We start from the raw sequence: 22202 nt of genomic DNA, 5'->3' as shown, positions 1-22202 counted from the left end.
CCCACCGAAAACCCTAAGTTTAACTTGGCTTAAGACTGAAACTCACTATGGAAATACAATCCGTACTTTCTGCGGGCCGAGTAAACTTTCAAGGGCTAAGACCAGCTCGTCACTTGGGTTAACTCGCCAGGTTTCGGCCAATCTAAACTGCCCCTTGGCTTGAGCTTGGCTGTAGTTAATCAGCACTGGCACAGCGCCATTACGCCATGGACTGATTGCCTGCTCAATGCCCTCGAGCATATTCGGAGTCAGCTGCGATGCCTCTAAATCGATTTCCAATGCACTGGCAAAATGGCTACGCGCCTCACTGATATCGATGATATTGCGCGCCGTCATCCGGTTTCCACCGGCAAAATCATCAAAACTCACCTCACCTTCACAGATCAGGATCCGATCCTTTTCCAGCAGGTGATTAAACTTCTCAAAGGCTTCAGTAAATAGCATCACCTCAAGCCGAGCGCTCTTATCATCTAAGGTCAGTAAGCCCATTTTCGAGCCGCGTTTAGTGAGCATCACCCGGGTCGCCACGACGAGGCCCGCAGCCTTAACGGTTTTACCGCGATCGGTTGGGTGCACATCCTTCAAGCGCCCAGAGGTGTAATGCTTAAGCTCTTTAAGGTATTGATTTATTGGATGTCCAGTTAAATACAACCCTAATGTTTCGCGCTCGCCCTCAAGCCAAATTTTGTCCGGCCATGGGGTACATTCCACAAACTGTTGCTTGCTATCCTCGGGATCACTATTGAGCAAACCAAACATATCATGCTGACCAATAGCCTCAGCCTTCGCATGTTGGTCTGCTGCGCTAATGGCCTCGGGTAAGGTTGCCATCATCGACGCGCGGTGCGGTCCAAGGGAATCTAACGCACCTGCACAGATAAGCTTTTCAATAACCCGTTTATTGAGCTTTTTTAGGTCTATACGGGCACAGAAATCGAATAAATCAACAAAGGGACCATCTTTACGCGCTTCTAAAATTGACTCAACTGGCCCCTCACCCACGCCTTTGATCGCACCAATGCCGTAGACAATCCGCAGATCATCATCAACGGTAAACTTAAATAATCCCTTATTCACATCCGGCGGAATGATGGTGAGCCCCATCCGCTCGCATTCATCCACTAAGGTCACAATTTTATCGGTGTTATCCATATCGGCAGACATTACCGCCGCCATAAATTGCGATGGAAAATGGGTCTTCAACCACAGCGTTTGATAGGAAACTAACGCATAGGCCGCAGAGTGAGACTTGTTAAAACCGTAACCAGCGAACTTTTCCACAAGGTCGAAGATTTTCATCGACAGCTCGCCGTCGACACCGTTTTTAATCGCGCCCTCTTTAAAAATACTCCGCTGTTTGGCCATCTCCTCAGGCTTTTTCTTACCCATGGCACGGCGTAACATGTCAGCGCCGCCTAAGGTATAACCTGACAATACCTGCGCAATCTGCATCACCTGCTCTTGGTACAAAATAATGCCGTAGGTGGGCGAAAGCAGTTCTTTTAAGGATTCATGCTGGTATTGAGAATCGGGGTAAGACACCTCTTCACGGCCATGCTTACGCTCGATAAAGTTATCCACCATGCCCGATTGCAACGGCCCTGGGCGAAACAATGCCACCAGAGCGATCATATCTTCGAAGCAGTCGGGTTGTAGACGTTTAATCAAGTCCTTCATACCACGGGATTCGAGCTGGAATACCGCAGTGGTTTCATAACGTTGCAGCAATCTAAACGAGGCTGGGTCGTCTAGCGGAATCGCTTCAATGCGTATTGGTGGACGACCATTTTTAACCTCCACCTTGTTGATCATCTCTAGCGCCCAATCGACGATGGTGAGCGTTCTTAACCCCAAGAAGTCGAATTTAACTAACCCTGCGGTTTCCACGTCGTTCTTATCGAACTGGGTTACCGGGTTTTTACCTTCAGCGTCGCAATATAGCGGCGAAAAGTCGGTGATCTTGGTAGGCGCAATCACCACGCCCCCCGCGTGCTTACCCGCGTTTCGAGTGACGCCCTCGAGTTTGCGGCACATGTCGATAAGATCTTTGACATCTTCATCGGCATCGTAGGATTCCTGCAATGCCGGTTCCACTTCAAAAGCTTTGGCCAGTGTCATCCCAGGCTCGGGTGGGATAAGCTTTGAAATGCGGTCGACAAAGCCATAGGGATGGCCCAGCACACGGCCGACGTCTCGGATAACCGCCTTAGCCGCCATGGTACCGAAAGTAATAATCTGCGATACCGCTTCACGGCCGTACAACTCAGCCACGTGGTCAATGACCTCGTCGCGTCGATCCATACAGAAGTCAACGTCGAAGTCGGGCATCGACACCCGTTCTGGGTTCAAGAAACGTTCGAACAGCAGGTCAAATTCGAGGGGGTCTAAGTCGGTAATCTTAAGGGCATAGGCGACAAGCGACCCCGCGCCCGAACCACGACCAGGACCAACGGGAATCCCGTTGTCCTTACCCCACTGAATAAACTCCATCACGATCAAGAAGTAACCAGGAAAGCCCATTTGGTTAATCACTTGAAGCTCGATGTCGAGGCGCTCATCGTACTCACCGCGACGCTCGGCGCGCACTTCTGCGTCGGGGAATAAGAATGCTAAGCGCTCTTCGAGCCCCTTCTTAGAGCGATCAACCAAATAATCCTCAATCGACATATCGCCGGTGGGGAAGTTAGGTAAGAAGTATTCGTTTAAACGAATAGTGACGTTACAACGCTTAGCAATTTCAACGGTATTGGCAAGGGCTGCGGGGATGTCAGCAAACAGCTCACACATTTCCTCTTCACTGCGAAGGTACTGCTGCTCACTGTACTTTTTAGGACGGCGTGGATCGGCGAGCGTAAAACCATCGTGAATCGCGACCCGTATTTCATGGGCTTCGAAGTCCTCTGGCTTTAAAAACACCACCTGGTTAGTGGCTACCACCGGAATGCCCTTTTCCTGCGCTAATCCCACCGCCATGTGCAGATAACGCTCTTCATCTGGGCGTCCGGTGCGTAACAACTCAAGGAAATAACGTCCCTCAAAATGCTGCTGATAGAACTCGCATAACGACTCAACCTGAGTATTGTTGCCCTTCAGCAGCGCCTTACCCACATCCCCTTCTTTGCCCCCAGACAGCAGCAAAATGCCTTGGTTATATGTGACCAACCACTCTTGGTCAATCACTACGCGACCTTGAACATGCCCGCGTAAATAGGCTTGGCTGATGATTTGGGTGAGGTTTTGATAGCCCTCATTATTCATCGCAATAATGGTTAAGGCGCAAAACTCACCCTCAAAACCAGGCACTTGCATCCAAAAGTCCGCGCCGATAATCGGCTTGATCCCTGCGCCATGGCAACCGCCGTAAAACTTCACTAGACCACAGAAGTTATTTTGATCTGTTAAAGCCACCGCCGCCATCCCATGCGCTTCAACTTGAGCAAGGATTGGCTTGACCTTAGCCACACCATCGGACATAGAAAAGTCACTGTGGACACGCAGATGCACAAAACGAGGATCGGACATAATTAGAATTATCTTTGAATAGCAGGTTAACAATCACTAAAAAAGCAGACTAGCAAAGTCACCGCTCTTGGGCTAGTGACTTTGCTCTCAAGCTGAAGTGAAAACACCCAATCGGTGTTAACGCTCCAGTAATGCCTTGACGGGTTTGAAACTTTTACGATATTGATCGAACACACCATGCTCGGCGATGGCGTCAAAATGCGCCTTCGTTGGATAGCCCTTATGCTTAGCAAATCCATACTGTGGATAAGCGGCATCGAGGGCATCCATCTCCCGATCGCGGGTCACTTTGGCAATAATCGAGGCTGCACTGATGCTGGCAATCAGGCCATCCCCCTTGACTATGCTATGGCTCGCCAAAGACAGCCCTTGGTGAGTAAACGCCGGGCTGCGATTACCATCGACTAAAACTAACTCGGGCGCACGTGCAAGCCCTGCCACCGCGCGCTGCATGGCAAGCATAGTGGCATGCAGGATATTCAGCTCATCAATTTCCGCAGGACTTGCCCGCCCCACATGAAAGCTTAAGGCTTTTTCACAAATCTCATCGAATAATGCCTCGCGGCGCTTCTCGCTGAGCTTTTTAGAGTCATTTAAGCCCAAAATAGGTCGATTAGGATCGAGGATCACCGCAGCGGTGACGACATCGCCAACGAGGGGACCGCGACCAACCTCATCGACACCAGCCACTAACACCGATGCAAAAGCAGCGATATCGGTGTCGTTCAGCGTCTTAAATACCGCCATTAGTTCATATCCTTAACATCAACCAGAGCCAAAACCGCCTCGGCCGCCTTTTGGCTGGCATCGCAACGCAGCAGTTGATGCAAACGTTCAAACTCGGCTTTGATTGGTGCAAAGTCGCGGTTAAGTTCAACGCCAACCGCGGCAGCTATTTTCTCTGGCGTGCAATCATGCTGAATAAGCTCTGGTACCACATCTCGCCCCGCTAATAAATTTGGCAGCGAGAAACGATTCACCTGCATCATGCTCTTGGCAATACGATAGGTCAGTGGACTCACGCGGTACGCCACCACCATTGGGCGTTTAATCAGCATGGCCTCTAACGTCGCTGTACCCGAGGCGAGTAAAATACCATCGGCAGCAGCCATCACTTCGCGTGACTTGCCTTCCACCATGTGAATTTCTAAATCCGGCGCATAATCTTTTAACGCTTGTTCAAACTGCTCACGGCGCTGTTGATTCACTAAAGGCGTCACAAAGCGAATATCGGGAAATTGCTGCTTGATAAGTAGCGCCGCCTTCACAAAGGGCTCAGCCAATTGCTTTAGCTCACCGCCGCGCGAACCAGGTAAAATCGCGAGATATTCAGCCTCAGGATCTAACTCCAGCAATTGACGTGCACTTGCTTTATCACTCTCAAGCGGAATGTCGTCGGCTAAGGTATGACCGACAAAGGTACAAGGCACTTGATGCTTATCGTAGAAGGCTTTCTCGAAGGGCAATAATGACAGCACCATATTAGTGGCCTTGGCGATTTTAAAGATCCGCTTAGGCCGCCATGCCCACACCGAAGGACTCACATAGTGAACGGTTTTAATCCCCTGAGCCTTTAATTTAAGCTCGAGACCAATATTGAAATCCGGCGCATCAATACCGATAAAGCAATCAGGCTTAAGCTCGGTGATGGACTTAATTAACGAAGCTCGGACATGGAGCAGGCGTGGCAGACGCGATAGCACTTCAACTATCCCCATCACGGCTAATTCTTCCATCGCGAACAGGGATTCGAAGCCTAAGGCTTCCATACGAGGTCCACCAATACCAACAAAACGGGCATTGGGATGTGCTTTTTGCAGCGCGGCCATCAAACCCGCACCTAAAATATCGCCGGAGAGTTCTCCGGCGACCATTGCAAACACTAATTGAGATTTTTTGCTCATAAACCAATCATATCTGACAAGTGAATGGCACCGCAGCGATAACCTCTGCCATGGCATTTTCTAACGCAGAATGTCACAAGCAGTGCCTATGAATGGCATAGTCTAGAGTCGAAACTCTTAACGCATCATGCCGCTAACGAATAATGCCGCGACCCGAAGATTTGACAAACTCAACGAGCAACTTAACTTGCGCGTCATTTTGTGCATCTTCGGCAATTGCCTCAACCGCTTCTTCAACCGTCAGGCTGCTACGATATAAGGTTTTATAAGCGCGGCGCACCGCTAATTGAGTTTCCTTAGAGAAACCTCGGCGCTTCATACCTTCGCTATTTAAGCCGCGAGGGATAGCTGGTTGTCCCGCCGCCATCACAAAGGGTGGCACATCTTGTAATAATAACGAACATCCCGCAGTAAAGGCGTGGGCACCAATATGCACAAACTGGTGAACGCCAGTCATGCCACCGAGAATCGCCCAGTCACCGACATGCACATGGCCTGCGATAGACGCATTATTGGCCATAATTACGTTATTGCCGACCACACAGTCGTGGGCAATGTGCACGTAGTTCATAAACAGGTTGTTTGAACCAATACGGGTTTCGCTATTGTCTTGAACGGTTCCACGGTGAATAGTGACATGCTCACGGATAACATTGTTATCGCCAATGATAAGGCGTGTAGGCTCACCTGCGTATTTTTTATCTTGGCATTCTTCACCCACAGAGGCGAATTGAAAAATACGGTTGCCTTTACCTATCACCGTTGGCCCCTTCACCACCACGTGGGAGCTTAACCAACAATCGTCGCCAATCTCGACACCCGCGCCCACATAACTCCATGGGCCTATGGTGACATTTTTACCAATTTTTGCATCGGGATGCACAAACGCTAATGTATCTATCACTGATTAATCTCTCTGCGGGCACACATGATTTCAGCGGAACAAACCACTTCACCATCCACTTTGGCCTCACCATAGAAAACGCCAATCCCGCGGCGCTCTTTAATCATTTTGACTTCAAAATGGATTTGGTCACCGGGTTCGACTACACGTCTAAAACGTGCATTATCGATACCCGCAAAATAATACAACACACCAGGTGGTGGCACATCGTCACTCATGGTCTTAAAAGCAAGCAGACCAGTGGCCTGCGCCATGGCTTCTAAAATCAGCACGCCGGGCATCACAGGCTGGATCGGGAAATGCCCCTGAAAGAAGGGCTCATTAATCGTCACGTTTTTAATCGCATGGAGACTCTCACCGGGGGTGAAATCCAGTACGCGATCGATTAATAGGAATGGATATCTATGGGGCAGATACTTAAGGATCTCCGAAATATCCATAGTGTTCATTTGATTAGACACGAACCTAGTTCCTCAAAATTGCCTTAGGGCAATTACTCTGGTGTATTTAAATTTTTTTCCAACGTCTTCACGCGCTGGAACAGTTCATCCAATTGACGGAAGCGAACTGTGTTTTTACGCCACGTTTTGTTATCCATAGCAACCGTGGCTGATGAATACAAACCAGGCTCACGCATATTGCCAGTAATGTTGGTCGCGCCAGAAATATGCACACCATCGGCAATGGATAAATGGCCAGCAATGGCACAATTTCCACCAATAATACAGTACTTACCAATAGTGACACTGCCCGCAATCGTGGTACTGCCTGCGATAGCTGTATTTTCACCAATAATATCGTTATGGGCGACCTGCACTTGGTTGTCGATAATCACACCATTGTGGATTTCTGTATGGCCTAATGCACCGCGGTCAATCGTTGAATTAGCACCGATTTCGACGCGATCACCAATGCGCACACCGCCAGTTTGGGGGATCTTAACCCACTGTCCGCGCTCATTAGCGTAACCAAATCCATCGGAGCCAATAACGGCACCGGAATGAATAATACAGTCTTGGCCTAAATGGACATTGTGATACAGGGTGACATTGGCCCATAACCGGCTATTTGAGCCTATGATGGAGTCTTGTCCAATCACAGTACCCGCACCAATTTGTACATTTTCACCAAGGATAACATTGGCACCAATCACCACATTAGCACCAATTGCCACACCTTCACCTAACTGGGCAGAAGGGTCAATTTGCGCCGAGGGATGAATACCCATCGCTGCCTTGGGCGTGGTATCTAACAACTGCGCCACACGAGCAAACCCCACATAGGGATCTTTTACGACTAACGCAGTGCCAGGATAGTCCGGCGCATCTTTAGCCGACAATAACACCGCGCTCGCTTGAGTTGACTCAAGCTGAGCACGGTATTTGCTGTTGGCTAAAAAAGAGATTTGTCCCGCTGTGGCATGTTCAAGCGTTGCAACACTGTTGATCACTAAGGTTTCATCGCCTTGGACAACGCCATCTAATATCAGGCTTAGCTCTTTTAAAGTCACACTTTTCATCAATTACTTGCCTTTGCTTAAGGCTTCAACCACTTTGCCACTGATGTCAGCATTTGGCTTAACATAAATGACTGCACCACGCTGTAAAACTAAATCGTATTTTTCTTTTTCAGCGATAGTGTTAATGGCTTTTTGAACCTTAACTAACAGTTTGTTTTGCTCTTCGCCTTGGCGACGACGTAAGTCCTCATCCAACGCCTTACCTTTCAACTGATATTCAGATTTTAGCGCTTCCATTTTACGAACCAGCTCAGTTTTTTGCGTGTCATTCATTAACGCGCCATCACGTTGCTGCTTCTCCATCAGAGAGCGCATTTCTTCTTGCATTTTCTGAACTTCAGACATGCGATCACCAAACTCTGACTTCAGAGACTGCATGATTTGCTCACGTTGAGGTAACTGCTCAAACACAGCGCCCATATCAACTACAGCAATATTTTCCGCCTGCGCAGCTAAAGGTGCACCTAATAAAGCTAACGTCACCAGGGCACGGTTTACCATCTTGTTCAAAATAGACTCCTTGTTACCTTTGTTATATTCAGCAAAACTTGCCGAGTGTATGCCTTTTAAAAAGTTTTGCCAATATTGAACGAGAAGATCTCTGTTTGATCGCCTTCGTACTCTTTAATCGGCCATGCCAAGCTGAATACCATAGGGCCCATTGGTGATAACCACTGTAAGCTTACCCCCCAAGATGCTCTTATACGCGCAGGGTCACTGTAGTCTTGTAACTTATCAAACTCTTCAGCGGGTAAGGTTTGATATTTGGCAAAATCAAACTCGGTATCCCACACGTTACCGGCATCGAGGAAGAAGCTGGTACGTACAGAGTTGGTATAAGCCTCATCCAAGAATGGCGTCGGTACAATAAACTCTAAACTCGCAGTTGCGATAGCGTTACCACCGATTGAACGGCCAGAGCTTACCTGAATACTGTTTGGATCGCCCGGTAAACTACAACCATCGCCCGATGGATCCGGCGCACAGGGTTCACTTCCACGGAAAAGATAGAAGGAACGCGGACCTACGGAGTTAGACTTAAAGCCACGCAGTGAGGTGCTACCGCCTGAGTAATAGTTTTCCCAGAATGGTAGGATCTGGTCATTATCGTTAAATTGACCATAACCATTACCATAGCCTAAACGACCACGTGCCAAGACCACAAAACTTTGACTGCGGTTGAGAGGGAAATAGTAGTTGGTATCGAAGTCAGTCTTGAAGTACTGCAGATCTGATCCAGGTACAGTCATCTTACCGCTTAAACGCTGTGATGAACCGTCTGTTGGGAAGGTTCCTCGGTTTAAGGTACTGCGATACCAACCTAAACTCAGCTCAAAGTTATCAAAACTTAAGTCTGCATTTGGATCATCTTCACGGTAAATGTTGTAGAAACGCAACGCCTGTTCATAGGCAGAGATTTCTGAAATCGTGTTATGACGATAACCAATACCGCCGTTGATACGGTTGTATTCGTTAATCGGGAAACCAGAGTTTAGCGCTACCCCATAGGAGCTGTTTTTATAGCGTTCAAGGTTGGCTTCGTTTGCATCGAACTCGTTCCAGTAAACACTACCGCCTAAGCTCACACCATCTTTAGTCCAATACGGATCGGTGTAAGATAAGTTGACGTTTTTAGAGTACTTGTTGGTACTTAAACTCACACCCGCTTGGTTACCCGTGCCGAGGAAGTTATTTTGTTGCACACCAAACTGTAGGCTTAGACCTGATTCAGTACCATAACCAACACCGGCGTTAAATGAGCCAGAAGGCTGCTCTTTCACCTTAACAGCTACATCGACTAAATCGTCAGTACCGGGCACTTGAATGGTTTCGGTATCGACGGTTTCGAAGAAGCCTAAACGGTTTAAACGGGCTTTAGATTGCTCAACCTGCGCTGAGTTTAACCAAGCACCTTCCATCTGACGCAGTTCGCGACGCATCACTTCATCTTTAGTGACAGTATTACCGGTAAAGTTGATGGAGCGAACATACACACGCTTACCAGGTTTGATATTGATGTTTAAGGTCACTTCCTTGGTCTTATCATCAATTTCAGGGTAGGTTTTCACTTCAGGGTAAGCGTAACCGAAACGGCCTAAGTATTTGCTGTACATCTCTTCGGTGAAGGTTACATCACCGCCGTTGTACATATCGCCCGCCTTGATAGGCAGAATCGATTTCATCAACTCTTCACGACCCATCAGATCGCCCGTGAGGTTAACGCCTTTTACCTTGTACTTCTCACCTTCATTGACGTTGATAGTGATGTACAAGCCTTTACGGTCTGGGGTCATTGCCACTTGAGTCGAGGTAACTTCAAAACGAATATAACCCTTGTTGTGGTAATAGGTTTTAATCGTCTCTAGGTCGGCTTGAAGCTTTTGCTTCTGATAGCGACGCTCACCAAACAGATCCCACCAAGCCACATAATCTTTCAGTTCTAACATGCCGATAAGCTCAGCATCAGTGAACTCATGATTACCGACCACGTTAATTTGGCGGATTTCGGCCGCTAAACCTTCAGTAAATTTGAACTTAAGTTCGACACGGTTCCGGGGCAAGTTAATCACCTGCGCCTCGACTTTGGCGCCGTATTTACCCACGCCGTAGTAGAAGTCTTGTAATCCCTTCTCGATGCCAGTCAGCATTGTGCGGTCTAAAGATTCGCCGACTTTAACGCCTGAGCCGTCCAGACTTTCCTGTAACTGCTCATCTTTAATGTCTTTGTTGCCTTCAAACGTCACAGCACTGATGGTTGGTCTTTCGGTGACTTTGACAATCAACACGCCGCCATCATGACTGACTGAGATATTCTCAAAGTTAGTTGAGGCATACAGGCTTTTAATGGCTTGCTGAATTTTTAACTGATCTACAGTGTCGCCCACTTTCACTGGTAAGCTTAACAAGGCAGCACCCAGTGCGACTCGCTGCAAACCTTCAACTTGGATGTCGGTCACTTCAAAGGGTTGGAAAGTATCCGCCAACACAGTCCCTGAAAACGACGCACCGACGAATAACATCGAGGCAAAAAGTTTATTCAATCTCATAGAGCACTTCTAATTATTAGTCTGTCCTTGCTCAGAGTCGGGCAAAATCATTGAAGAGCGCAATGCTCATCAACATCAGCAGTAATGCTGCCCCAAATCTGAATCCTATTTCCTGTACCTTTTCAGATACAGGCTTACCAGTTATTACTTCAACGAAGTAATACAGCAGGTGTCCCCCATCGAGCACAGGCAATGGCAGCAAGTTAATGATGCCTAAATTGACACTGATAAGCGCGAGGAAACCGAGAAAGTAAACCAAGCCATAGTTTGCACTATTGCCCGCACCCTGTGCGATTGAGATAGGTCCACTTAAGTTTTTCACTGACACATCGCCAGTAAATAATTTGCCAATCATCTTAAAGCTCACGACAACAAGTTGCCATGTTTTATCGGCTGCGATAGCAAAAGATTCGATTGGCCCATATTCCAGCTGTAATCGCATATTCTCAGGCCATTGTGCCTGAGCCGGGCTCACCCCAAGCACGCCGACATCTTTACCATCACTATTTTTAACACTTGCTGGTGTCACAGATATGGCAAATTGCTCGCCATTACGGCGCACGGTTAACTCCACAGGCACATTGGCAGAATGCTGAATAATGTCAACAAAAGCTTGCCAATCGGTATATTGCTGGCCATTGATAGCCACTAAGGTATCACCGACCTTCAGATCACTCTTAGCCGCTGCACTGCCTTCACTGATGAGCGCAATTTGTGGCTCAATCGCAGGGCGATACACGCCCAAGCCCAGTGCCGTGATCGGTGACTCTTTCTCAGGGTCGAAACGCCATTGACGGGTGTCTAAAGTGTAAGTACGAGTATCGGTATCAAGTCCCTGTAAACCGTTAAGGGGCGCAAGGGATAGTGTTAAACTATCATCACCAATATGGCCAACAAGCGCCAAATTGACTTCTTCCCAATTCCGTACCGGCTGACCTGAAATCGCCGTCACTTGCATCGGCTCAGTGACTTGGATTTGTGCCGCCGCAGTGCCAGGTGTCGTTGAGGTAATGACTGGCTTTAGCGATGGCACACCAATTAAATACATAAAATACAGTGCGATAATCGCAAAAATAAAGTTCGCAATGGGGCCAGCCGCCACAATTGCTATACGTTGCCACACGCTTTTACGGTTAAAGGCCTGATCTTTTAAGTTATCGGGGACATCTTCAACACGCTCATCGAGCATTTTGACATAGCCACCCAGCGGGATCATGGCAATAACATATTCAGTACCATCTTGACCGACTTTGCGCCAAATCGCCTTACCAAAACCAATCGAAAAACGCTCAACTTTCACACCACAGCGGCGCGCAATATAGAAATGGCCGTATTCGTGGGCAGTAATTAACAGCCCAAGTGCTACGATAAAAGAACCTAAGTTCCACAAAAAATCTAACATTCCACTCCTTACGTCATCAGTAAATCCACTCAAGCCTCGTCAACAAGAGGCCTAAGCAAATTTCGCTAGTAATTCACGGGCATATATCCGTGTTTGTGCATCGAGGGCAATGATATCTTCGATGCTGGTCATCGCCCGTTTAGGCACCGACGATAAACAGGCTTCGTTCACCTTGGCGATATGGGTAAACCCAATCTTGCCTTGTAAAAACGCCTCCACGGCGATTTCATTGACCGCATTGAGTACCGTAGTCGCTTCTTGCCCTTGGGCACAAGCGGCAATCGCTAAAGCCAAACAGGGGAAGCGATTAAAGTCTGGCTCACAAAAGCTTAACTGTCCGACTTTGAAAAAATCCAAAGGTTCAACACCGGAGCGAATTCTTTGCGGATAGGACATACAATGCGCAATCGGTGTACGCATATCCGGGTTGCCCATCTGTGCAATCACACTGCCATCGCGGTATTGCACCATAGAATGAATAACACTTTGCGGATGAATAACCACCTTTAGTTGATCTTTCTGGGTATTGAACAACCAGCGTGCTTCGATAAACTCCAAGCCCTTATTCATCATAGTGGCGGAGTCGACCGAAATTTTCGGCCCCATTGACCAATTTGGATGTTTGCAAGCCTGTGCTGGCGTCATTGCCGCGAGACTTGACAGCTCGGCGGTTAAAAATGGACCACCAGAACCGGTGAGCAAAATATGGGAAATACCTGACGCCGCTAAATCACAGCGCCCTAAATTAGCCTGCACTTCTTCGGGTAAGCATTGGAAAATCGCATTGTGTTCACTGTCAACCGGCAACAACGTGGCGCTAGAGCGTTTCGTTGCCTCAATAAACAGCTCGCCGGACATTACCAGCGCCTCTTTATTGGCGAGTAATACCCGCTTACCCGCCTTCACCGCCGCCAGCGTCGGGACTAAACCCGCCGCGCCGACAATCGCAGCCATCACAGTATCAACCACTGAGGAGGTGACTAAGGCAATAAGCTCATCCTCGCCACTTGTGACTTGGATATTAAGCGCCGCAGGTAATTGCGTCTTGAGTGCTAATGCAGCATTAGGATCGACCATATGGGCGACCTGCGGGCGATGGGCTAAACACAGGGCGAGCATCTTGTCGACACTCGCATTTGCCACTAAAGCATACACTCGATAGGCTGAAGGGTTGGCCGAAATCACACTTAAGGTACTGGCACCAATCGAGCCTGTCGCACCCAAAATCACCATATTTTGCATAGCGTTACATCCAAAATGCAATGTAGATTAGGGTAAACACCGGCAAGGCTGCTGTCAGGCTGTCGATGCGGTCGAGCACGCCGCCATGTCCAGGCAAAATCGTGCCCGAATCTTTAATGCACGCAGCGCGTTTAAACATACTCTCTGATAAATCGCCAAGGGCTGAAATCAGTGCCACAAAAATGGTCACCGCAACCACTAAGCCTAACTCCTGCTCAGGGGATATATACATAACACCCGCGACAACCACGAGCGTAGTCACTAGGCCACCGAGCAAACCCTCTAAGGTTTTAGCAGGGCTAACTGCGGGCATAAGCTTAGTTTTACCGACAGCTTTGCCCACAAAATACGCCCCAGAATCCGCAGCCCAAACGATCAACATCACCAATAATACTAGCGATGCCCCATAGTAAGGCGATATTTGCGAACTAATTGATTTAAGGGCAATCAGTGCCACAAAACAAGGTACTAAAGTCAATTGTCCAAACATGGACTTTAGCATCGGACTCTTTTGCCACAATTTGGCGCTTTTAGGATAAGTGACCACCAGCAGCAGTGACACCATCCACCACAAAGTACCTATGGTAACCACGGCAAGATAAATGGGATGAATTTGCCCCCGAAGCCAAATGGTGTCGGCGGGAACAATTAAATTAAGAGCGATCAGTAAAATACCGACCGTGCAAGTAAAACTCCATTGGGTGACATCACATTGACTATCGATGATCCTGCCCCACTCCTTAGCGGCGATCAGAAACACGGCGATCAAGGCCCAAGCAAAGTACTCAACGGGGAGTAAATAGATTGCTCCCAAAACTAATGGAATCAACCAAATTGCTGTTATTATACGTTGTTTTAGCAAAAAAAATCCCTCATGACGTTTTACAATGCGCGCATCTCATCAATTTGACTTCCGGTCAAACCAAAACGGCGCTGGCGACTGGCAAACGTGGCAATCGCTTCATGAAAAGCCTGTTCATCAAAATCAGGCCAAAGGGTGTCCAAAAACACCAACTCAGCATAGGCAGCCTGCCAGAGTACAAAATTGCTGATCCGGTAATCCCCACCCGTACGGATCATTAAATCAACTTCACTCTGATTTTGCATGCACAAATGTTCACTCAAGGCTTCTTCAGTGAACTGACTGCTGGTCATTTCGCCAGTTTCAACCTTTTCAGCTAACTTTTGCGCAGCTTGTAGTATGTCCCAACGACCACCGTAATTGGCCGCCACATTCAATATCAATCCCGTATTGCTCGCAGTTTTCGCTTCTGCGGCACGAATTTGCTTTTGTAAACGCGCAGAAAAGCGACTGATATCGCCGATGATATTCAATTTGACCTGGTTTTTATCGAGTAACTTAATTTCCCGCTGCAATACGGTAAAAAACAGTTCCATCAATAAGCTGACTTCTTTATCGGGTCTACGCCAATTTTCGCTAGAAAACGCAAATAGCGTCAGCGATTGTATCCCTAACTGGCTGGCCGCGCTCACCGCACGTCTCACCGCTTTAACCCCAGCCTTATGCCCCATCACTCGTGGCTTGCCCTGGATTTGGGCCCAACGTCCATTACCATCCATAATAATCGCAACATGCTTAGGTAATGACTGTTTAACGAGTTCGGGTAATATCTCCGGTAAGCTTGTCTGAGCACAAGCATCCGCCTCAGTCGGCCTAGATTGCGGATCAAATTCCACTGTGGATGACATCTAATACAACCCTTTAAAATAGACAAACGCCGTGTAGTATACCCCTACACGGCGTAGCAACTCTAGCTTATAGCGCTTGAGATTAGACTTCCATCAACTCAATTTCTTTGGCCGCTAAAATCTCATCGACCTTCTTAATGTGAGCATCGGTGAACTTTTGTACTTCCTCTTCGAAGCGGCGAACATCATCTTCAGTGCATTCTTTAGCTTTTTCGAGTTTCTTCACATCAGAAATCGCATCGCGACGTACGTTACGAATCGCTACACGACCACCTTCGGCCTCAGCACGTACTACTTTGATAAAGTCTTTACGACGCTCTTCCGTCAGTGCCGGTAATGGAATACGTAAGGTTGCCCCCGCTGACATAGGGTTTAACCCTAAATCAGAGCTCATGATCGCTTTCTCAACCGCTTGGATTGCACTGCGGTCAAATACGGTTACTGACAAAGTACGTGCATCTTCAACACCTACGTTCGCCACTTGGTTCAGTGGTGTCATAGTGCCATAGTAAGATACTTGGATTGAGTCCAGTAAGCTTGGGTGTGCACGACCAGTACGTACTTTAGCCATTTGGTTTTTGGTCGCGTCAACGCATTTACCCATGCGCTCTTGAGCATCTTTTTTAATATCTGCAATCACGTTAAATGTCCTTCTTGGTCATTGAATAACTTATTTCGCTTTGATCATTGTGCCTTCTTCTTCACCCATGACCACTCGGCGCAGGGCGCCAGGTTTATTCATGTTGAATACTAGGATTGGCATGTCATGATCACGCGCCATAGTAAAGGCTGCTAAGTCCATTACTTTTAATTCTTTATCCAGTACTTCAGTGTACGTTAAGTCATCGTACTTCACTGCTTCTGGATTTTTCATCGGGTCGTCAGAATAAACGCCGTCAACTTTAGTGCCTTTTAGCACGACTTCTGCTTCGATTTCAATGCCGCGTAAGCAAGCAGCAGAATCGGTAGTGCAGAATGGATTACCAGTACCCGCAGCAAAAATCACCACACGGCCTGATTTTAATAAGCTGATCGCCTCAGCCCAATTGTAGTCGTCACACACCCCTTTTAATGGGATAGCCGACATCAGACGAGCATTAACATAGGCACGGTGCAGGGCATCACGCATGGCCAAGCCGTTCATAACCGTTGCCAGCATACCCATGTGATCGCCCACCACACGATTCATGCCCGCTTTTGCTAAGCCTTCACCGCGAAATAGATTACCACCACCAATGACCACACCCACCTGAATGCCTAACTCTACCAGCTCTTTGACTTCTTGAGCCATGCGATCTAACACTTTAGGATCGATGCCGAAGCCTTCGTCGCCCATCAGTGCTTCGCCACTTAATTTTAGAAGAATGCGTCTAAATGCAGGTTTTGGATTGGTGCTCATAATTTTTATATCCTGGTCATAACAAGACCGCAGCCATTGCTGCGGTCTTGGGGGTATTTAGCGTTGGCGATTAAGCCTTTTTAGAAGCAGCGATTTGAGCAGCAACTTCAGCTGCGAAATCTTCTTCTTTCTTCTCAATACCTTCACCCACTTCTAAACGAATGAAGTTAGTGACTTTCGCGCCTTTCTCTTTCAAGAATTCGCCAACAGTTTTCTTTGGTTCCATGATGTAAGCTTGACCAGTCAGAGAAATCTCACCAGTAAACTTCTTCATACGACCAACAACCATTTTCTCTGCGATTTCAGCAGGTTTGCCTTCATTCATAGAGATTTCGATTTGCAGAGCTTGTTCACGAGCGACTACGTCAGCTGGAACGTCTTCTGGGTTAACGTATTCTGGCTTAGAAGCGGCAACGTGCATTGCGAGGTGCTTCAGAGTTTCGTCATCAGCGTCACCGGTTACCACTACACCGATACGCTCACCGTGACGGTAAGAAGCTAATTTAGTGCCGTCGATGTACTCAACGCGACGAACGTTGATGTTTTCACCGATTTTAGCAACTAGCGCAACACGGGCTTCTTCGAATTGAGCTTTTAAGTCTTCTAAAGTCACTTTAGACGCTGCAGCAACGTCTAAAACAGCGTTAGCAAAACCTAAGAAGTTTGCATCTTTAGCAACGAAGTCAGTTTGGCAGTTTACTTCTAACAGTACTGCGAAACCTTCACCGTTTTTGATCAGGATAGTACCGTCAGCAGCGATGTTACCTGCTTTCTTAGCAGCTTTAGCAGCACCAGACTTACGCATGTTGTCAATTGCTAACTCCATGTCGCCGTTGGTTTCTTCTAACGCTTTTTTACAATCCATCATGCCTGCGCCAGTACGCTCGCGCAGTTCTTTAACTTGGGCAGCAGAAATTGCCATTGTTAAATCCTCTCTAAAAAATCGACTAATTTGCAGATATAAAACAGGGGCCGAATGGCCCCTGTTAACCAATCAAAATCTTGGTTAATAAGGGTGATGAAACTCATCCCGCCTTATTATTATTCGGCTTCTACGAAACCGTCTTGCTCAGCTTGAACAGCTAAATCTTGACCACGGCCAGCGTTAGCTGCTGCAGCAACAGAAGTAGTGTACAGGCGAATAGCACGCATCGCGTCGTCGTTACCAGGAACGATGTAGTTAACACCATCTGGCGCAGAGTTAGTATCAACAACTGCAACAACAGGGATACCCAGGTTGTTAGCTTCTTTAATAGCGATATGCTCGTGGTCAGCGCCGATAACGAATAATACGTCTGGCAGGCCGCCCATGTTCTTAATACCGCCTAAAGATTTTTCCAGCTTTTCAAGCTCACGAGTACGCATCAGCGCTTCTTTTTTGGTCAGCTTGTCGAAAGTACCATCTACTGATTGGCTTTCCAGTTCTTTCAGACGTTTGATTGACTGACGAACGGTTTTCCAGTTAGTCAGCATACCGCCTAACCAACGGTGATCAACATAGTACTGATCACAAGAAATAGCAGCTTCTTTGATCGCTTCGCCAGCAGCACGTTTAGTACCAACGAATAATACTTTACCTTTCTTTGAAGCAACGTTGCTGATGAAAGCCAGTGCTTCATTGAACATTGGCACAGTATGCTCAAGGTTGATGATGTGAACGCCGTTGCGAGCACCGAAAATGAATGGCTTCATTTTTGGGTTCCAGTAACGGGTTTGGTGACCGAAGTGGACACCGGCCTGGAGCATATCGCGCATTGAAACTGTAGTCATTTCTATTACCTTAAAATTTAGGGGGTTAGACCTCCACGTATCCCATGTCTTCGACCCCGCAGTTAACAGCTGAGGGCACCCCGAAGAATGTGTCGACACGTGTGTGATTTAGTATTTAGATAAATTGCCATGTATAATGGCCGCCATCTTTAGTTTTGCTATCGCCCAAAAGCAGATAAAGCTGAGCTTGGGTAATTCATCAAGACTTAAACATAACGGCGCGCTTTATACCATAAATAGCCCTAAAGCACAAATTTTTGCATTAGGTTCATCGCGCCAATAGACACTGAAGACACAAGAGAAAACGCAATGAGTATAGTCATTAAGACAGCAGAAGAAATCGAGAAAATGCGCTCGGCAGGTAAACTGGCTGCACAAGTATTAGAAATGATCGCCCCTTATGTTAGGGCGGGGGTCACCACTAATGAATTAAACGATATCTGCGCCAAATATACCGAAGAGCAAGGCGCGATTTCTGCCCCGCTCAACTACCATGGTTTTCCTAAGTCGATTTGTACTTCGTTAAACAACGTCATTTGCCACGGTATTCCGAGCGATCGCGTTCTCAAGGATGGCGATATTCTCAATATCGATATCACCGTCATTAAAGACGGTTACCACGGCGATACCTCTAAAATGTTCTTAATCGGTGAAGTCAGCCCTAAGGACAAACGTCTGTGCCGCATCGCTCAAGAAAGTCTCTATCTTGCGATCCGTAAAGTGCGTCCGGGATTAAAATTAGGCGAAATCGGCAATACTATCGAAAAATTCATCAAAGCCAGCAAAACAGGCCTTGAGAAATATTCCATCGTGCAAGATTATTGTGGCCACGGTATTGGCGCGGGTTTCCATGAAGAACCCCAAGTGATGCATTACCGTAATGGTGACAACACCATTTTACGCCCAGGTATGTGCTTTACCATTGAACCGATGATCAACGCGGGTCGACACACCACTGTGCTAGATCGCGATGATAATTGGACGGTGACCACTTCCGATGGTAAAAACTCAGCCCAGTGGGAACACACATTATTAGTGACCGAAACCGGTGTTGAAGTGCTGACGCTGCGCGATGAGGAAGATTTTCCGCGGATCATAAATCACTAATGACAATTGTTAAACTATCCACCAGGTCATATTGGAACTTGGTGGGTAGCAAATATTTTAACGCATCCAAACAAGGGACTCGATGAATACAGCGCTGCTAGCTAAACAATCATTAATCGAACAGAATCAAACGCTTTTAGCAAGGTTCAAAGCCAAAACCCCGATTGAAGAGCTAGTGACTCAGCGCTGTCAGTTTGTCGACTCCCTTATAAAACAGGCGTGGTTGCAACACGGCCTAGATCAATACCCCATCGCCCTGATTGCCGTTGGTGGCTATGGTCGCGGAGAGTTACATCCGCACTCTGATGTCGATTTGCTATTCCTCTTCGAGGGCGAGTTAGCTGCGGTAGCGGAAGCCGCGCTCAGCGAGTTTATCGCCTTTTTGTGGGATGCTAGTCTTGAGATTGGTCATAGCGTCCGCACCCTTGATGATACGCTACGCCTTGGGCGAGACGACATTACCATCGCCACTAATTTGCTTGAAGCGCGCTTGCTTTCAGGGCCTGAAAGTCTGTTTGACCAGCTCTACGATGCCATTCGTCAAAGCGATTTTTGGACCTCCAGTCAGTTCTTTATCGCTAAGCGCGATGAACAAACGGCCCGCCATGCCAAGGCGAGTGCCTTCGATCTTGAGCCCAATATCAAAAGTTGCCCTGGTGGCCTTCGGGACATTCAAACCATCGCCTGGGTTGCCATGCGCCACTTTGGCGCCTCACGCTTAGAAGAACTGGTGCAATACGAATTTTTAGAACCCGCCGAATTAGAAGAGCTGCTCGAGTGTCAGCACTTTCTGTGGAAGTTGCGTTTTGCCCTGCACATGACTGTCGGGCGTGATGAAAACCGCCTGCTGTTCGATGTCCAGCGCCAAGTGGCTGAGTTGATGGGATACGAAGACGCGACCCAACTTGCTGTTGAGCAGATGATGAAACGTTACTATCGCACGGTGCGCCGCGTGATGGAACTCAACGAAATGCTGCTGCAACTGTTTAAGCGGGCAACTCTTGGTCAAACGAAAGCTTTAGAAATTCAAGCGATTGACAATAACTATCAGCGCCGTGGTGCCTTTATCGAGGCCCTAAGTGACGATTTATTCGACAGCGGTGAAGAAATTGTACGTTTGTTTGTCCATGTCGCCAAAAACTCTAATATTAAAGGCATTTATGCACCTACCCTACGCTCACTGAGGCGTGCTCGCCGAGCACAGCAGCAACCCTTGCAAGAAAATCCTCAGTGCCGTCAAGCCTTTATGGAGATCTTAAAACATCCACGCGGTATTGCAGCCTTATCGCTGATGCATAAACACGGGGTGCTCTCGGCTTATTTACCCGCATGGCGCAATATCGAAGGCCAAATGCAGTTTGACCTGTTCCACGCCTATACGGTGGATGAACACACCCACAGATTGCTCCTCAATATCGAGCGCTTCTCGCAGCCAGAACAGAAAGAAGAGTTTCCTTTAGGCTCAGTGCTTATCAATCAGTTACCGAAAAAAGGTTTGTTGGTACTCGGCGCGATTTTCCACGATATCGCCAAGGGCCGCGGCGGCGATCACAGCAAGCTTGGCTCAAGCGATGCCCTCGCCTTCTGTAAACTTCATGGCTTGAACGACCACGATGGTCGCCTAGTCGCTTGGTTAGTTGAAAATCACTTGGTGATGTCGGTAACGGCCCAGCGCCGCGATATTTCCGACCCCGATGTGGTGGCCGACTTTGCCAGCAAGGTGCGCGATGCGGTGCATTTAAGTTATTTGTACTGTTTAACCGTGGCCGATATCTGCGCCACCAACGAAAAGACTTGGAATAACTGGAAAGGCTCACTGCTGCGCGACTTATATTTTTCAACCCAAAGGGTGCTCGCTCGCGGCAAAGAAAAGCCCGTCGATATTCGGGCCCGAGTACGCGAATACCAAGCCAAGGCGAAAAAAGAACTACTGCGGCGCGGCATTAAAGAAAAAGATTTAGATACTCTTTGGCAACGCTTTAAGGCCGACTACTTTTTGCGCCACCAGCCCAATCAAGTCGCTTGGCATGCTGAAGCCATCCTCAAGCATAAGCAGTTGGATGAGCCCTTAGTGCTCGTTTCAAAACACACGACCCGCGGCGGCACAGAGCTGTTTGTTTATTGTCAGGACAGACCTAAGTTATTTGCTACCGTGATGGCGGTGCTTGATAATAAAAATATTAACGTCCACGATGCTAACATCATGACATCAAAGGACAATTATGCTCTCGATACCTTTGTTATTCTCGAGCAAGACGGCGAACCCGTCAGCCAACTCTCGCGCATACAAAGTATCCGTAAAGCCCTTGAAAAAGCGCTCGCCAGTGATAACCCCAAACTGCCACGCTTTAGAAAACTGTCGCGCAAGATGAAACCTTTTAATGTTCCCACTCAGGTGAGTTTCCTTGAGAGTAACCGTCATGGTACAAGTATGATGGAACTCATTGCCTTGGATACGCCGGGATTATTAGCTAAAGTGGGCGATATTTTTTATCGCTGCAACACCACTTTGCTCTCCGCCAAGATCACTACCATCGGCGAGCGAGCGGAAGACTTTTTTATTTTGCAAACCAATGATGGCTTGCAACTCAATGAAAACCAAGAGCATACGCTCAAGGAAGCCTTGATTAGCGCACTGAGCGCCATCAACACAGAGTCAACCAATTAACCACAACG

Annotated in this window: 18 protein-coding genes; 2 read left to right on the top strand and 16 right to left on the bottom strand. The window is 47.7% G+C overall.

The window, feature by feature from the left end; all coding sequences use genetic code 11:
* Positions 1-45 precede the first annotated feature (45 nt).
* From dnaE to rpsB, 16 genes are all read right to left on the bottom strand, one after another.
* Positions 46-3522 (bottom strand): DNA polymerase III subunit alpha, encoded by a 3477-nt coding sequence (gene dnaE / locus HG547_RS00465; RefSeq protein WP_169546559.1) that lies wholly within the window; start codon positions 3520-3522, stop codon positions 46-48.
* A gap of 117 nt (positions 3523-3639) precedes the next feature.
* Positions 3640-4269, bottom strand: coding sequence for a ribonuclease HII (gene rnhB / locus HG547_RS00460; protein WP_037416766.1), 630 nt, complete (start codon positions 4267-4269; stop codon positions 3640-3642).
* Positions 4269-5426: a lipid-A-disaccharide synthase gene (lpxB, locus tag HG547_RS00455; protein WP_169546558.1), complete on the bottom strand. Its 1158-nt coding sequence runs from the start codon at positions 5424-5426 to the stop codon at positions 4269-4271. The genes rnhB and lpxB overlap by 1 nt, the downstream gene beginning before the upstream one ends.
* 133 nt (positions 5427-5559) lie before the next feature.
* A complete protein-coding gene (lpxA, locus tag HG547_RS00450) occupies positions 5560-6330 on the bottom strand; it encodes an acyl-ACP--UDP-N-acetylglucosamine O-acyltransferase (RefSeq protein WP_169546557.1) in 771 nt (256 codons plus the stop codon).
* Entirely contained in the window at positions 6327-6791 is a 465-nt protein-coding gene (gene fabZ / locus HG547_RS00445) for a 3-hydroxyacyl-ACP dehydratase FabZ (RefSeq protein ID WP_037416758.1), read from the bottom strand. The genes lpxA and fabZ overlap by 4 nt, the downstream gene beginning before the upstream one ends.
* Before the next feature lie 32 nt (positions 6792-6823).
* Entirely contained in the window at positions 6824-7849 is a 1026-nt protein-coding gene (lpxD, locus tag HG547_RS00440) for a UDP-3-O-(3-hydroxymyristoyl)glucosamine N-acyltransferase (protein ID WP_169546556.1), read from the bottom strand.
* Positions 7850-7852: 3 nt separating this feature from the next.
* Positions 7853-8350 carry an OmpH family outer membrane protein gene (locus tag HG547_RS00435; RefSeq protein ID WP_037416754.1) on the bottom strand — a complete coding sequence of 166 codons (498 nt, stop codon included), beginning with the start codon at positions 8348-8350 and terminating at the stop codon, positions 7853-7855.
* Positions 8351-8415: 65 nt separating this feature from the next.
* Entirely contained in the window at positions 8416-10896 is a 2481-nt protein-coding gene (gene bamA / locus HG547_RS00430) for an outer membrane protein assembly factor BamA (RefSeq protein ID WP_037416752.1), read from the bottom strand.
* Positions 10897-10927: 31 nt separating this feature from the next.
* Entirely contained in the window at positions 10928-12298 is a 1371-nt protein-coding gene (gene rseP, locus HG547_RS00425) for a sigma E protease regulator RseP (protein ID WP_055648597.1), read from the bottom strand.
* 51 nt (positions 12299-12349) lie between these two features.
* The gene (ispC, locus tag HG547_RS00420) at positions 12350-13540 is read right to left on the bottom strand and encodes a 1-deoxy-D-xylulose-5-phosphate reductoisomerase (RefSeq protein ID WP_169546555.1); all 1191 of its coding nucleotides are present in this window, start codon (positions 13538-13540) and stop codon (positions 12350-12352) included.
* A 4-nt stretch (positions 13541-13544) separates the two neighbouring features.
* Positions 13545-14402, bottom strand: coding sequence for a phosphatidate cytidylyltransferase (locus HG547_RS00415; protein ID WP_069454609.1), 858 nt, complete (start codon positions 14400-14402; stop codon positions 13545-13547).
* 20 nt (positions 14403-14422) lie between these two features.
* A complete protein-coding gene (gene uppS / locus HG547_RS00410) occupies positions 14423-15250 on the bottom strand; it encodes a polyprenyl diphosphate synthase (protein WP_037416741.1) in 828 nt (275 codons plus the stop codon).
* A gap of 82 nt (positions 15251-15332) precedes the next feature.
* Complete coding sequence (gene frr / locus HG547_RS00405; RefSeq protein WP_037416738.1) at positions 15333-15890, bottom strand: ribosome recycling factor; 558 nt, start codon at positions 15888-15890, stop codon at positions 15333-15335.
* A gap of 30 nt (positions 15891-15920) precedes the next feature.
* The gene (pyrH, locus tag HG547_RS00400; RefSeq protein ID WP_037416734.1) at positions 15921-16649 is read right to left on the bottom strand and encodes a UMP kinase; all 729 of its coding nucleotides are present in this window, start codon (positions 16647-16649) and stop codon (positions 15921-15923) included.
* A gap of 70 nt (positions 16650-16719) precedes the next feature.
* Positions 16720-17571 carry a translation elongation factor Ts gene (gene tsf / locus HG547_RS00395; RefSeq protein WP_037429566.1) on the bottom strand — a complete coding sequence of 284 codons (852 nt, stop codon included), beginning with the start codon at positions 17569-17571 and terminating at the stop codon, positions 16720-16722.
* A 119-nt stretch (positions 17572-17690) separates the two neighbouring features.
* Complete coding sequence (gene rpsB, locus HG547_RS00390; RefSeq protein WP_011071784.1) at positions 17691-18419, bottom strand: 30S ribosomal protein S2; 729 nt, start codon at positions 18417-18419, stop codon at positions 17691-17693.
* Between the two features lie 309 nt (positions 18420-18728).
* On the opposite strand from rpsB, the gene map reads away from it, so the two are divergent.
* Both map and glnD read left to right on the top strand, forming a co-directional pair.
* A complete protein-coding gene (gene map, locus HG547_RS00385) occupies positions 18729-19526 on the top strand; it encodes a type I methionyl aminopeptidase (RefSeq protein ID WP_169546554.1) in 798 nt (265 codons plus the stop codon).
* A gap of 82 nt (positions 19527-19608) precedes the next feature.
* Positions 19609-22194: a bifunctional uridylyltransferase/uridylyl-removing protein GlnD gene (gene glnD, locus HG547_RS00380; protein ID WP_047534636.1), complete on the top strand. Its 2586-nt coding sequence runs from the start codon at positions 19609-19611 to the stop codon at positions 22192-22194.
* Positions 22195-22202: the final 8 nt, after the last annotated feature.

The organism is Shewanella sp. DNRA4, from assembly GCF_012843185.1.
Lineage (GTDB): Bacteria > Pseudomonadota > Gammaproteobacteria > Enterobacterales > Shewanellaceae > Shewanella > Shewanella xiamenensis.
This window is presented reverse-complemented; position numbering and strand designations above follow the sequence as displayed.